Below are 12192 nucleotides of genomic sequence, written 5' to 3' on the forward strand. Positions count from 1 at the left end.
GGGGGCTTGCCCCCGATAGCAGTGGGTCAGCCAGTCATTTGTAGCTGACACAACGCTATCGGGGGCAAGCCCCCTCCCATATTTAAATGCAGTCAGTTTCGGATTACTGCTGTTGGATAGAAATCAGCGGGGTCGGTGCGACAGACACCTTCGCATGCATCTGCTCATGCCCGCCCCCACGGCGCATGCCCCGCACCGGGCAGGCATCCAGGTAGTCCAGGCCCACGGCGAGCTTCAAGTGCCGCTCCGGCCGGGTCAATTGGTTGGTCACGTCGAAACTGTACCAGGCGTCATCCAGCCAGGCTTCTGCCCAGGCATGGCTGGCCAGGTGCGCGCTGTCTTCGGTGTACAAATACCCGGATACGTAGCGCGCAGGAATCCCCAGGCTACGCGCGCAGGCCAGGAACACATGGGTGTGGTCCTGGCATACCCCCGCGCGGCCGGCGAAGGCCTCGCCAGCGCAGGTGTCGACCTGAGTGACACCCGGCGCGTAGACCATCGACTGGTTCAGCGCATGCATCAGGTCGATCAGGGCCGTGCGGTCACGACGCTGATGGCAGTGTTGCCGGGCAAAATCCCGCAGGGCTTCGTCAGGCTCGGTCAGGCGCGTGCAGCGCAGGAACGGCAAGGCGGACTGGCTCTCATGCTCAGCCTCACGCAATTCGTCGATATCCACCTGGCCACGGGCGCCGATGATGATGGCGTCGTGCGGTTCATCCAGCGTCAGCACGTGCAGGATGTTGCCGAAGGGATCCACTTGCGCACGCACTGGGCGCGGCAGCTCAAGCTGCCAGCTCAGCACATGCTGGCGCTCACTCTCCTGGGGGGTGAGACGCAGGTATTGGATGCTGGCGCGCACCTGATCTTCGTAGCGGTAGGTGGTTTCGTGGCTGATGGAAAGTCTCATGCCGCCTCCAGGTAGGAACTGTAGATGGCGTCGCCCAACTGGCGGACCAAGGGGATAAAGTCGGTCAGCCAGACGTGCAGGCCTTCCTCAAGAATTTCATCGATGGCGGTAAAGCGCAGGCGCGCGTCCATCTCGGCGGCCAGGCGCTGGGCCGGACGACCGTTGAGGCCGGACAGGCTGGCGAGGATCTGGTCGATCTCTTCGCTGCAAGCCCGTAGCGAGCGCGGAACATCCGCGCGCAGCAGCAGCAGTTCGGCGACTTGCCGGGCGCCCGGAGCGTCGCGATAAATTTCGGTATAGGCCTCGAACGACGACAATGCCCTCAGCAACGCACTCCATTGGTAGTACGCATGCGCCGTGCCATCGCTGACCGTCGCAGCCTGGTCGCCGGCCATTTCGTAACGCGCGTCGAGCAGGCGCAGGGTGTTATCGGCGCGCTCGATGAAGGTACCCAGGCGGATAAAGCGAAACGCATCGTTGCGCATGATGGTGCCGTAGGTGGCGCCGCGAAACAGGTGCGAGCGCTCTTTGACCCATTCGCAAAACCGGCTCATGCCGTAGCGGCTCAAGCCTTGCTGGGCGATTTCGCGAATATCCAGCCAGGTGGCGTTGATGTTTTCCCACATGTCGGCGGTAATTCGCCCACGCACCGCATGGGCGCTGGCTCGCGCAGAGCCAAGGCAACTGTAGATGCTGGCCGGGTTGGCTGCGTCGAGAGCGAAAAAGTGCAGCAGGCGTTCGGCGTGCAGTTCACCGTGACGCTCGTGGTAGTCGTCCAGGGTGCCGGTGATCAATAGCGGCATGGCCAATTCGTGCAGGCCGTCGCCGCGTCCGTCCTGGGGCATCAGCGACAGCGAATAGCTGACATCGAGCATGCGCGCCAGGTTTTCGGCGCGCTCCAGGTAGCGCGACATCCAGTACAAATCCGAGGCAGTTCTACTCAACATAAGTCAGTCCTCGACCACCCAGGTATCTTTGGTGCCGCCGCCCTGGGACGAGTTCACCACCAAAGAACCTTCGCGCAGCGCCACACGGGTCAGGCCACCGGGTACCACGCGGGTGTCCTTGCCGGACAGCACGAACGGGCGCAAGTCGATGTGCCGTGGGGCGATGCCGTTTTCGACAAACGTCGGGCAGGTGGACAAACACAGGGTGGGTTGGGCGATATAAGCGTGAGGCTTGGCCTTGATACGTGCGCGGAAGGCTTCGATTTCGGCTGCTGTCGACGCCGGGCCCACCAGCATGCCGTAGCCGCCGGAGCCTTGGGTTTCCTTGACCACCAGTTCGGGCAGGTTGGCCAGTACGTAGGACAGTTCGTTGGGCTTACGGCATTGAAAGGTCGGAACGTTCTGCAGGATCGGTTCTTCATCCAGGTAAAACCGGATCATCTCGGGCACGAACGGGTACACCGATTTGTCGTCCGCCACCCCGGTGCCGATGGCGTTGGCCAGCACGACGTTGCCCGAACGGTAGGCGGCAAGCAGGCCTGGCAAGCCGAGCATCGAGTCTGGGTTAAAGGCCAGCGGATCGAGAAAGGCGTCGTCAAGACGGCGGTAAATCACGTCCACCGCTTCAGGGCCGTGGGTGGTGCGCATGAAGACGCGGTCGTCACGCACGAACAAATCGGCGCCTTCTACCAGCTCCACCCCCATTTCCCGGGCGAGGAAGGCATGCTCAAAGAACGCACTGTTGAAGCGCCCCGGGGTGAGCACCACGACGTTGGGGTTATCCAGGGGGCTGGCGCTTTTCAGGGTGTCGAGCAACAGGTTGGGGTAGTGGTCAATCGGCGCGATACGCTGGGCGGCGAACAGCTCGGGGAACAGGCGCATCATCATCTTGCGGTCTTCGAGCATGTAGCTGACGCCGCTCGGCGTACGCAGGTTGTCCTCCAGCACGTAGTAAGTGCCGTCGCCATCACGCACCAGATCGACCCCGGAGATGTGCGAGTACAGATCACGGTGCAGGTTCAGGCCTTGCATCGCCAACTGGTATTGCTGATTAGCCAAGACCTGTTCGGCGGGGATGATCCCCGCCTTGATGATGCGCTGCTCGTGGTACAGGTCGGTAAGGAACATGTTCAGCGCTTTGACCCGCTGGATGCAGCCGCGCTCGACCATTCGCCATTCGCTCGCCGGAATGCTGCGAGGGATGGTGTCGAACGGAATCAAGCGCTCGGTCCCTTGCTCGTCTCCATACAGCGTGAAGGTGATGCCGGCGCGGTGGAACAGCAAGTCGGCTTCGCGTCGACGTTGAGCCAGCAGTTCAGCAGGGGTGTCGGCCAACCAACGGGCGAACTCGCGGTAGTGGGGACGGACCTGCCCTGCCCCATCGTACATTTCGTTGTAATACGTGCGGATCATGCCGTACTCCTTGTCACCCGGGACGCAGGGACCATCGCAAGGCCCGTGCCAGCGGCATAAACACTTAAAAATCAAAAAGTTAGATAACCCGAAAAAACTCACCGCACCGTCCTGGTGCGCAGAATGACCGGAGCCCTGTCGCACGCTTCATTGCAATGCGGCGTGCGACTATCGAGGGCATAGTCAGAGTCGATTTCACTGCGCGCCTGCATCTGCCGATAATCGCGTTCATCGGCTGCACAGGACATGTCCTACAGCGAAACCCTTTGCCCAGCCCGTAATGTGTGAGCTCGTGAACTGACCGACTCCTAGGTCTTCCCTTTCAGCCACCCTATTGGGGTGGCTTTTTTTTTGGTGCAAAAAAGCGCAATGCAAGTTCCGAAAACTTTTGGGTAGCCCAAACAAAATCGGCCGGCCCTGAGGCCAGCCGATACGCTGTGTTGCGCATAATCACTACATGGGTAACCCACGCACCTCCTGCTTGACGCCCCAGCCTTCGATAATCCCGCCCAACGGCTCTACCACTGCCTCAAAGTCCTGCTCGAAGTCTCCTATACCGTCGTAGGTTGCGGACATGATTTTGCTCAGTTCCAGGTACCAGGCACCGTCGTCGCGTGCGCTGACCTGGGCGTTCAGGGATTCGCCACGAAATCGACCCGCAGCCCTGCGCGCCCGTTCTTCATCGGGAAAAATGGCGTAGAACTCGATGGGGTGAAAACGTGAAAAGTCGAAGCCGCCTTCTTTCATGCGGCGCAGAACGTTGGTGCTGATGTCTTCTTGATAGGCTGTGCTCATGAAACGTCCTCCTCAGACTGATGGATAGACTTTCCGTGCTTCCTGAAGCCCGCGCGCTGCTGGCGCGGGTACCACGGCAATAACAGCACCGCAGGAAAACAAGCATGTAGCTGACAAGACCAGACCTTAGCGATTCATTCGCTGATCTCGATTGCAGAGTAGCGCGAAGCTATCACCTCTACCAGAGGCGCTTGAATGGCCTTTGGGAAATGTTCAGACGGCAGACGAGATGTCGAGGATTTGAATACTGTTCTGGTCTTTGAGAATCTTGACCGTGGGCTCGGGCTTGCGGCCTTCGAGGTCGTTGAGGTCGAGTTCGGCGGCGACGGGCACCAGCTTGTTGCGAATCATGTGCGCAGCGTCTTCGAGGCTGGGCTTATGTTCGCAGCTGAACTGCTCCACGGACTGCACGCCGTGATCATCAACGAAAGTAATTTGCCACTTTTGCATCAATGCCTCCTCGATAAAGCCCGCGTGTGGGCTCACATCTATCGGACCTTGAGGGTTCGCCAAACGTTCCACTCAAGGCAGGAGGCACAGGATCAGACGCGCTTATTTTTCGGCGTGTTCCTTCAGGGCTTTCAAGGTGTTGAACGGTGCGTCCACCACGAACTTGTTGGCCAGCCACGACGGCACGCTGCCGCCTGGCTCAGTGTGCACCTGATAGGTCACTTCGGTCTCGTTGGCACCTTTGGGCACCAGCTTCCAGAAACCTTCCACCTGGGCGACGCGGACATAGCCTTTCTCTTCAGGCTTGTAGTTCGGTACGCCTTCCAGCTTGCGGGTAACGGTACCGTCAGCCGCTTTGGTGGTGGTGACATGGATATACGAATCGCGGTCCGTCACAGGGAACGGCGCCTTGAACTGGGTGTAGGTCCAGGCCTCATCGCCTTTCTTGTCGACGAGCTTCTGGGATTTGCATTCATGGATCCATGAGCAGGCACCGGCTACATCTTCCTGCAGGGCCTGGACTTTCGCCACCGGCGCCTTGATCACGGTGACACCGCGATACGCCTTGTACTTGGAGCCGGCCACTTCACTCAGGGAAACCTTGATGCCGTCCTCGTTCTTGGCGTCTTGCCACTCCTCAGCCTGTGCAGCGCTCGCAAACACCATCGTGAAACCGCATACCACAGCCATTCGTTTCAGCGAACCCATCGTTGTATTCCTTGTTGTTGAAGTTCCGATAGTAAAGCCCATCAAGCCGCCGTCATCTGCTCCCACCAGCCTATCAAGCGGATCGCATCGGCCTGGTCGTTGCCGCAGACGTCGATATCGGCCTTGAAATCACTGCACACCGCAGGCCGCTCAGCTTGGCCGAACAGCTGGCACAAAAGTTCGACCGACAAGTGCAGGCAGCGTTCGCCCGCAGGTTTGCCGTGGGGCATTCCCGGCAACGGCGAACTGATGGAGGGGGCGATGCAGCAAGCGCCACAGCCTTCACGGCATTTCATGACCAGCAGATTCCTCGACGACTCAATGGGATGGCCGGGCTAGGGTACGCCCTTAAACAGCCGTTTTAAAATGGTCCAACAGAGGTTTTTCGCTCAAAACGGAAGTGACCGACCAGTCTGCGACAGATGGTCGGTGACGCTAGTCACTGACGAGCGAAAGTTTATTGCTTGAATTCAAAATCGAGCGCGGCACCTTCCACATCACGCCGTTCTTCGTTGCGCAACTGCAGCTTCATCTCATTGCTGAGCAAGCGGCCGTTGATCTGGAATGCGCTGTTGTCGGAAGGTTTGTCACCAAACAGCGGCGGCAATAATGGCACGCTCTTGGGTTTAGGCATGGTGCCGATCGGCTGCAGCAGCTTGACCATATCCGAGGGCAGAGACAGATCCAACTGTGCAGGTGGCAGTTGAGTCTTGGCGACTTCGCGGGCCGACTTGGATTTGCTCGCAATCGGTGCGCGCTTTTTCACCTTGGCGGCTTTTTTGCTCGCCTGCGGCGTTTTCTTTGCCGGTGTGGTTTTTTTCGCAGCAGCCTTCTCTTCGGCGCTCGCAGCAGGCTTGGCTTCTGTCACAGGCGACGCCGCCAGCGCAGTGCCAACGTTGCATAGACTTAACAAGCCAACCATCCAGACAGCGCGAAAAATAGAGGTCATATCGCCAACAGCATTAACGGCAGAAGGCCACATGCTCGCCTGTTGTGCGTGGCATGACAAGCACAGAGATCAATCTTGTCCCCCTTTGCCATTTTCAAAAGCCCGACGCCGTCTCCTGGCATAACTGGCTGGCAAGCATGCCCAGGGTCATCAGCGCCCGCTCTGCCTCGCGGTTCCACGGGGTGCCGCAATTGAGTCGGATACAGTGGTTGAACTGTTCGGTGTTACTGAAAATCAGCCCCGGCGCGATACTGATGCCCTGCTGCAGGGCACGCACATGCAGTTCCTGGGTATTGACTCGCCCGGGCAAACTGACCCACAAAATAAAGCCGCCGGTCGGACGGGTCATCTGCGTGCCTTCGGGGAAATACTGCTGCACCGCCAGTTGGAAGGCACTGAGGTTCTTGCGGTATTCCTGGCGAATGTAACGCAGGTGCCGGTCGTAACCGCCGTTCTCCAGGTAAGCCGCAACGCCCATCTGTGTGACGCTGCACGCCGAATGAGTGCTGAACATCTGCAGACGCTGGATTTCCTGCTGGTACTTGCCAGCGATCATCCAGCCGATGCGCACGCCGGGGGACAGGGTCTTGGAAAAACTCGAGCAATAGATGACCCGGTCCAGACGATCATAGGCTTTCAGGGCCTTGGTGCGACCCAGTTCGAACATCAACTCGCCGTAGATATCATCCTCGACGATCTGGATATCGAAATCCGAGGCCAGGCGCAGCAATTGTTTCTGCCGCTCTTCGGGCATGGTGCCGCCCAAGGGGTTGCTCAGGCGCGTGGTCAGCACCAGCGCCTTGATCGACCACTGATTGGCGGCCAGTTGCAGGGCCTCCAGGCTCATGCCGGTGGCCGGGTCACTGGGGATCTCGATCACCTTGAGGCCCAGCAGGTCAGCCAGTTGCAGCAAGCCGTAATAGGTCGGTGACTCCGCGGCGATCAGGTCGCCGGGGCGCGTCAGCACGCGCAGAGACATCTGCAGCGCATCGACGCAGCCGTGGGTAATCACCACTTCGGACGGGTCGACCACCACACCGGCATCGCGCATGCGAATCGCCACCTGGCGGCGCAACGGTTCGAAACCTGGGCTGAACATGTAGCTGAACGCGCGCGGGCTCTGGAAGCGCGTGACCTTGGCCAGTTGCTGGTGCAATGCGCGTACCGGCAGGTAATCCACACTTGGCACCGCTGCGCCGAGGGGGAATACGCCTTCACGGCGCGACTCGACCAGCACTTGCTGGATGATGCTGCTGCGGGTGACCAACCCTGGACGTTCCACCCGCGCGATGTCCGGCGTTGGCGCCGTGAGTGCTGGGGTCTGGTGCACGTAGTAGCCCGATTGCGGTCGTGCCCGGATCAGCCCCTGGTCTTCCAGGTTGGCATAGGCCTGCAGCACCGTGGCATGGCTCACATTGAGCTGGGAACTCATCTTGCGCACCGAAGGCACGCGCTCCCCCGGCTGATAAACACCACGCCGGATGTCCTCAGCCAGTTGCTGGGCAATACGTTGGTAGAGCAACAGATTGGTCATGACGCAGCACTCGATTTCACGGGTATTTTATTGTTGTGTGAAACATACATACCGGCACAGTTTAGAAGTGTACTGGGACAGTTGCCACAATAGTCGAGCGCGGGCGGGAGTGACAGAAAAAACTGTGCGGGCCGTGAACAGAACTTTCAGATGCAGGGCACGAAAAAATGTGGGAGGGGGCTCGCCCCCGATGGCGGTAGTTCAGTTGGAACATCTTTAACTGATACACCGCCATCGGGGGCAAGCCCCCTCCCACACTCTTGAACAGCGTAAGGCTTTAGCGAGCAGCGCCGAGCTGGCCTTTTTCGTCGGAGAAGACGATTTCCACACGACGGTTCTGCGCGCGGCCACGCTCGGACGCATTGGCCTCCACCGGGTATTTGTCGCCATACCCCTCGACCTCGATGCGTTTTTCATCGATGCCCAGGTCAACCAGCAAATCGGCCACCGATTGAGCACGGTCATGGGACAGGTTCAGGTTATCGCGTTCGCCCCCGGTGTTGTCGGTGTAGCCCTCGATGCGCACCTTGCGCTTGGGGTTCAGTTGCAGGAACTGCACAATTTTCAACACGGTGCGATTGGCCGAGTTCTGCAGCTCTGCTTCGCCGGTATCGAACAAAACGTCACCCAGGGTCATCACCAGGCCACGGTCGGTCTGGGTGGTCAGGCTGGCGATTTGCTGCTCCACCCACTTGCCCTGCTGCTGCACGCTGGCCAGCTTGCTCTCACGCAACGCCAGTTGCAGGCGCTGACGCTCCAGCTCGAGTTTGGCCAGGCGCTCGGCGTTAAGCCCTTGTTCGGTGTGTTCGCGGGCGATGGCGCTGTAACGCTGGCTCAAGTAGGCGTAATGCACCACGTCAGCGCCGCTGCCCCAGTAGCTGGACAGTCGATCGGCACGCGCGAGCGACTCACCGGCACGGATCACGTCCTTGGGCGCGAAGCGCAGTACATTGGCGTCTTCCTTGACCAGCTGGAAGTCATTGCCGGCCTGTTGCAACGCCTGCTCGCTATTGGGCTGGCTGGCACAACCGCCCAACGCCGCAGCGCTGAGCACTAACACGCCGCTCAAACCACGCATCAACGGGCTCATTGGGCTTCTCCCAGCTGCAACTGCTTGCGCAGACGGGCGATGCGGGTATTGACCACGTTCAATTGTTCCTGGCTCTTGCAGGTCAGCACTTTGGCCTCGGCCAGACGCGCATCCAATTCGGCCTGTTCGGCCCGCATACGCGCGTGTTTGTAGGACTGGTCGGCCATGTTGGCCTTGGCTCTGGCGAATTTGTCTTCGGCCTGTTTCAGCTCGGTCGATTCATCGGTATTGGCGCCGACCGCGTTGGCTTGCTCCAGGGCTTGCTGGGTCAGGCGCATTTGTTCGGTCGGCGCAGGATCGGTGGCGCATCCCGCCAGAGCGACAACGGCAAGGGCCGCGAAAAGAGGTCGAAGAGTCACTGAAAATCCCTACTTTGTTGGGGTGCCGACGGGCTGTAGCAATTGCGCTTTCCAACGTTCCAGATTGCGCTGCAACGCGGCTTGCGTCACACCGGACGCCGGCAATTCTGTCATCTTTTTTGCCAGCTGTCCGCGCAGCCACGGATCGTTGCAGGCCGAATTGTGGGAAATCGCCAGGTACAAGCCTGGCTGGTCGATCGGTACTTCGCGCGCAACCAGGTCGTGGTCCATGCCCAGGGTCTGGGCCATGGCCATCCCGGAGTAGCGGCTGGCGAGCACATAGTCCACCTCCCCCAGCAACAGCTTCTGGAACGCCGGCGTCAGGTTGGGCAGACGCTGCAGGGTCAGTTGCTGGCTGGCAAAGGTTTCGAACTCGGCGCTCAAACGGGCGCGCTCCGACACCGCACCCTTGTGGCCGTGCAGGTCGTCAGGGGTGGCGTAGACCAGGGGCGAGTCCTTGCGCGTCCAGACCAGGTAATCGATCTGCACCAATGCCGGATGAATGTAGTCAAGGGTGTCCAGCTCGCCGAGATTCAACGGCGCATCAGCCAGTATGTCCATGCGTCCGCTGCGCACTTCATCCAGGGCCAGGGAGCGTTTGCCACCGTAGAGCAGGTCGATTTTCAGCCCCAGGTCCGCAGCTACCTGTTGCAGCACATCGGCGGTGGCGCCGATCAGGTGGGTCGGGTCCTGCGGGTCGCGCCACAGCAACGGCGGTGCATCCGGGCTGCCGGTGATCACCAGGCGTTCGCATTTGCCGGCCGCCAGCGACAGCGTCGGCAGCAGCGCAAGGCCCAGCAGCAGGATCAAGGGACGCAGTTGCATGGCGAGGTGCTCCAGCAGGTCAAAAAAAAAGCCCGGTCATCAGACCGGGCTCTTTATAAGTGAAGCGACTGGATTAGACCAGCTTCTCCAACTCAGGAACAGCTTCGAACAAGTCCGCGACCAGGCCGTAGTCAGCCACCTGGAAGATCGGTGCTTCTTCGTCCTTGTTGATCGCAACGATCACCTTGGAGTCCTTCATACCGGCCAAGTGCTGGATCGCGCCGGAGATACCGACCGCGATGTACAGCTGTGGCGCAACGATCTTGCCGGTCTGGCCGACCTGCATGTCGTTGGGTACGAAACCTGCGTCGACGGCAGCGCGCGAGGCGCCGACCGCTGCGCCCAGCTTGTCGGCCAGAGCGTACAGGTGCTTGAAGTTGTCACCGTTCTGCATGCCGCGTCCGCCGGAAACGACGATCTTGGCAGCGGTCAGCTCAGGGCGATCCGACTTGGCCAGCTCTTCGCCGACAAAGCTGGAAGTGCCAGCGTCGTGGGGCGCAGCAACCGCTTCTACAGCAGCCGAACCACCTTCAGCGGCAACCGGGTCGAAACCGGTGGCACGCACGGTGATAACCTTGACCGCAGCGTTGGACTGTACGGTGGCAATGGCGTTACCGGCGTAGATCGGGCGCTTGAAGGTATCGGAGCTTTCAACCGAGATGATCTCGGAGATCTGGTCAACGTCCAGCTGCGCGGCAACGCGTGGCAGGATGTTTTTGCCGTTGGAGGTAGCAGCCGCCAGGATGTGGCTGTAGCCCTTGCCGAGCTCGGCAACCAGCGGCGCGACGTTTTCCGGCAACTGATGCGCGTAAGCGGCGTTGTCAGCGTTCAGTACTTTGCTCACGCCGGCGATTTTCGCGGCTGCCTCAGCGACTGGACCCGCGCCTTGGCCGGCTACCAGTACGTGAATATCACCACCAATCTTGGCAGCAGCCGCAACGGTGTTCAGGGTGGCCGGAGCCAGCACCTTGTTATCGTGTTCGGCGATTACGAGGATAGTCATGGTCAGATCACCTTCGCTTCGTTTTTCAGTTTCTCGACCAACTCAGCAACAGACTTGACCTTGATGCCCGCGCTGCGTGCAGCCGGCGCTTCGACTTTCACGGTCTTGTTGGTGGAGGCGGTGGAAACGCCCAAAGCGTCCGGAGTCAGCACTTCAAGAGGCTTCTTCTTGGCTTTCATGATGTTTGGCAGGGACGCGTAGCGCGGCTCGTTCAAACGCAGGTCGGTGGTGACGATGGCCGGCAGGCTCAGGGACACTGTCTGCGCGCCGCCGTCGATTTCACGGGTCACTGCCACCTTGTCGCCGCTCACTTCCACTTTGGAAGCGAAGGTACCCTGGCCGTAACCGGTCAGTGCAGCCAGCATCTGGCCGGTCTGGTTGTTGTCGCTGTCGATGGCCTGTTTGCCAAGGATCACCAGCTGAGGCTGTTCCTTGTCGACAACGGCCTTGAGCAGTTTGGCCACGGCCAGGGAGGTCAGCTCTTCAGCGGACTCGACCAGGATGGCACGGTCGGCGCCCAGTGCCAGGGCGGTACGCAGTTGCTCCTGGGCAGTGGTCGGGCCGATGGAAACCACGACGATCTCGGTCGCCACGCCTTTCTCTTTCAGGCGTACGGCTTCTTCCACGGCGATTTCACAGAATGGGTTCATCGACATCTTGACGTTAGCAAGGTCGACGCCGGAATTGTCCGCCTTGACGCGAACTTTCACGTTGTAATCGACAACGCGTTTGACAGCTACAAGAACCTTCATGGATTCCTCGTTACTCTCCGGTGAAAAGAAAGTCGCCTAGGCGAACCTGGCGGTTGATGCTCATCGGCACACAAGGGCACCTCCAAAAACGTCGGCGGATGACCTTGCTCACGGGAAGTAATGACCGTTCGTCAGGGGTGACTGAGAAGTCATTCTTTATCGCAGCGTGTAAACTGCGCACCCTCACGAGGCGCGCGTCACCTGTCTTGCTTTTGGACGTGCTCTTGAAACCTGCAGTCTGCCTACGGTTAGCGCAAAACCGACCGTATATTGACCGGAACGCCTATTCTGGTCAATACGGCAAAATGGTCAGTCATAAGCCGCGTTGCTTTGATTTACCTAGCCTGCGGGCAATTCAAACAAACGTTTGTATTGGACGCTGACAGTGGTGTAGATATAATGCGCCACCTAGAGAGAAAGGTGGGTCCTGCCGTTGCCGCAAGACGTCACCGAACCTCCA

General features: G+C 59.8%; 14 protein-coding genes. All 14 read right to left on the reverse strand.

What is annotated here, in order from left to right; translation table 11 throughout:
* Positions 1-103: 103 nt before the first annotated feature.
* The 14 genes from SC318_RS19690 to SC318_RS19755 all read right to left on the reverse strand — a co-directional run bounded on the left by SC318_RS19690 (position 104) and on the right by SC318_RS19755 (position 11732).
* The gene (locus SC318_RS19690) at positions 104-907 is read right to left on the reverse strand and encodes a transglutaminase family protein (RefSeq protein ID WP_320428139.1); all 804 of its coding nucleotides are present in this window, start codon (positions 905-907) and stop codon (positions 104-106) included.
* Complete coding sequence (locus tag SC318_RS19695) at positions 904-1854, reverse strand: alpha-E domain-containing protein (RefSeq protein ID WP_320428140.1); 951 nt, start codon at positions 1852-1854, stop codon at positions 904-906. Before SC318_RS19695 ends, SC318_RS19690 begins: the two co-directional genes overlap by 4 nt.
* A gap of 3 nt (positions 1855-1857) precedes the next feature.
* A complete protein-coding gene (locus SC318_RS19700) occupies positions 1858-3267 on the reverse strand; it encodes a circularly permuted type 2 ATP-grasp protein (RefSeq protein ID WP_320428141.1) in 1410 nt (469 codons plus the stop codon).
* Between the two features lie 453 nt (positions 3268-3720).
* Positions 3721-4062 (reverse strand): ribonuclease E inhibitor RraB, encoded by a 342-nt coding sequence (locus SC318_RS19705; protein ID WP_057721151.1) that lies wholly within the window; start codon positions 4060-4062, stop codon positions 3721-3723.
* A gap of 213 nt (positions 4063-4275) precedes the next feature.
* Positions 4276-4512 carry a hypothetical protein gene (locus SC318_RS19710; protein ID WP_306494231.1) on the reverse strand — a complete coding sequence of 79 codons (237 nt, stop codon included), beginning with the start codon at positions 4510-4512 and terminating at the stop codon, positions 4276-4278.
* A 102-nt stretch (positions 4513-4614) separates the two neighbouring features.
* A complete protein-coding gene (locus SC318_RS19715; protein WP_320428142.1) occupies positions 4615-5220 on the reverse strand; it encodes an START domain-containing protein in 606 nt (201 codons plus the stop codon).
* A 41-nt stretch (positions 5221-5261) separates the two neighbouring features.
* Positions 5262-5516: a YkgJ family cysteine cluster protein gene (locus tag SC318_RS19720; protein ID WP_306494233.1), complete on the reverse strand. Its 255-nt coding sequence runs from the start codon at positions 5514-5516 to the stop codon at positions 5262-5264.
* Positions 5517-5677: 161 nt separating this feature from the next.
* Positions 5678-6169, reverse strand: a complete 492-nt coding sequence (locus tag SC318_RS19725; RefSeq protein ID WP_320431265.1) for a translation initiation factor 2 — start codon at positions 6167-6169, stop codon at positions 5678-5680.
* A 94-nt stretch (positions 6170-6263) separates the two neighbouring features.
* On the reverse strand, positions 6264-7703 hold the full coding sequence (locus tag SC318_RS19730; protein WP_181284589.1) for an aminotransferase-like domain-containing protein: 1440 nt from the start codon (positions 7701-7703) through the stop codon (positions 6264-6266).
* Positions 7704-7980: 277 nt separating this feature from the next.
* Positions 7981-8793 (reverse strand): OmpA family protein, encoded by an 813-nt coding sequence (locus SC318_RS19735; RefSeq protein WP_320428143.1) that lies wholly within the window; start codon positions 8791-8793, stop codon positions 7981-7983.
* Positions 8790-9152, reverse strand: coding sequence for a DUF4398 domain-containing protein (locus SC318_RS19740; RefSeq protein ID WP_320428144.1), 363 nt, complete (start codon positions 9150-9152; stop codon positions 8790-8792). Before SC318_RS19740 ends, SC318_RS19735 begins: the two co-directional genes overlap by 4 nt.
* A 9-nt stretch (positions 9153-9161) precedes the next feature.
* The gene (locus SC318_RS19745) at positions 9162-9977 is read right to left on the reverse strand and encodes a substrate-binding periplasmic protein (protein ID WP_320428145.1); all 816 of its coding nucleotides are present in this window, start codon (positions 9975-9977) and stop codon (positions 9162-9164) included.
* A gap of 73 nt (positions 9978-10050) precedes the next feature.
* Positions 10051-10980, reverse strand: a complete 930-nt coding sequence (locus tag SC318_RS19750; protein WP_320428146.1) for an electron transfer flavoprotein subunit alpha/FixB family protein — start codon at positions 10978-10980, stop codon at positions 10051-10053.
* Between the two features lie 2 nt (positions 10981-10982).
* The gene (locus tag SC318_RS19755; RefSeq protein WP_124387784.1) at positions 10983-11732 is read right to left on the reverse strand and encodes an electron transfer flavoprotein subunit beta/FixA family protein; all 750 of its coding nucleotides are present in this window, start codon (positions 11730-11732) and stop codon (positions 10983-10985) included.
* Positions 11733-12192: the final 460 nt, after the last annotated feature.

Source organism: Pseudomonas sp. MUP55, from assembly GCF_034043515.1.
Classification (GTDB): Bacteria; Pseudomonadota; Gammaproteobacteria; order Pseudomonadales; family Pseudomonadaceae; genus Aquipseudomonas.

Coding starts and splice junctions, on each gene's coding strand:
- SC318_RS19690 (WP_320428139.1), bottom strand. CDS start 907: ATGAGACTTTCCATCAGCCACGAAACCACCTACCGCTACGAAGATCAG.
- SC318_RS19695 (WP_320428140.1), bottom strand. CDS start 1,854: ATGTTGAGTAGAACTGCCTCGGATTTGTACTGGATGTCGCGCTACCTG.
- SC318_RS19700 (WP_320428141.1), bottom strand. CDS start 3,267: ATGATCCGCACGTATTACAACGAAATGTACGATGGGGCAGGGCAGGTC.
- SC318_RS19705 (WP_057721151.1), bottom strand. CDS start 4,062: ATGAGCACAGCCTATCAAGAAGACATCAGCACCAACGTTCTGCGCCGC.
- SC318_RS19710 (WP_306494231.1), bottom strand. CDS start 4,512: ATGCAAAAGTGGCAAATTACTTTCGTTGATGATCACGGCGTGCAGTCC.
- SC318_RS19715 (WP_320428142.1), bottom strand. CDS start 5,220: ATGGGTTCGCTGAAACGAATGGCTGTGGTATGCGGTTTCACGATGGTG.
- SC318_RS19720 (WP_306494233.1), bottom strand. CDS start 5,516: ATGAAATGCCGTGAAGGCTGTGGCGCTTGCTGCATCGCCCCCTCCATC.
- SC318_RS19725 (WP_320431265.1), bottom strand. CDS start 6,169: ATGACCTCTATTTTTCGCGCTGTCTGGATGGTTGGCTTGTTAAGTCTA.
- SC318_RS19730 (WP_181284589.1), bottom strand. CDS start 7,703: ATGACCAATCTGTTGCTCTACCAACGTATTGCCCAGCAACTGGCTGAG.
- SC318_RS19735 (WP_320428143.1), bottom strand. CDS start 8,793: ATGAGCCCGTTGATGCGTGGTTTGAGCGGCGTGTTAGTGCTCAGCGCT.
- SC318_RS19745 (WP_320428145.1), bottom strand. CDS start 9,977: ATGCAACTGCGTCCCTTGATCCTGCTGCTGGGCCTTGCGCTGCTGCCG.
- SC318_RS19750 (WP_320428146.1), bottom strand. CDS start 10,980: ATGACTATCCTCGTAATCGCCGAACACGATAACAAGGTGCTGGCTCCG.
- SC318_RS19755 (WP_124387784.1), bottom strand. CDS start 11,732: ATGAAGGTTCTTGTAGCTGTCAAACGCGTTGTCGATTACAACGTGAAA.